The 451-nt window shown below is 74.7% G+C and carries 1 protein-coding gene; it reads right to left on the reverse strand.

The features are described 5' to 3' along the window. Nucleotides 1-451 (reverse strand): DeoR/GlpR family DNA-binding transcription regulator (locus FL311_RS43660; RefSeq protein WP_141333598.1); only part of this gene is annotated, 451 nt, incomplete at both ends.

The following is a 451-nucleotide window of genomic DNA, read 5'->3' on the forward strand; positions in this document are numbered from 1 at the left end:
GTCGGTCGAGGCCTCGAGGGCGTGCGCCCCGGACACCCCGGCGTCGGCGTCGATGCCGAAGGCGCCGCAGAACGCGACGTCGACGTTGAACCCGGCGAGCGTGGTCTCCACGATCGGGCCCAGCAGCGACATCTCCTCGGCCCGCACCACGCCGCCGAGCACGACGGTGTCGACACCCGGGAGGTGGGCCAGCCCGAACGCGACGGTGAGGTTGTTGGTGAGGACGGTGACGCGCTCGAGGTCGGCGAGGAACGGCAGCATGGCCTCGGTCGTGGTCCCGCCGCTGAGCAGCACGGTGCTGCCCGACTCGACCATCGCGGCCGCCGCGGCCCCGATCCGCCGCTTGCTCGCGGCGTGGTCACCGGCCCGTCGCGTCCGCGCCGACTCGGGCGTGGTGTCCGGGTCGACGCTCGCTCCCCCGCGCACCCGGGTGAGCAGACCGCGTCCGGAC

Origin of the sequence: Myxococcus sp. AB025B, from assembly GCF_006518215.1 — a bacterium.
Lineage (GTDB): Bacteria > Myxococcota > Myxococcia > Myxococcales > Myxococcaceae > Myxococcus > Myxococcus fulvus.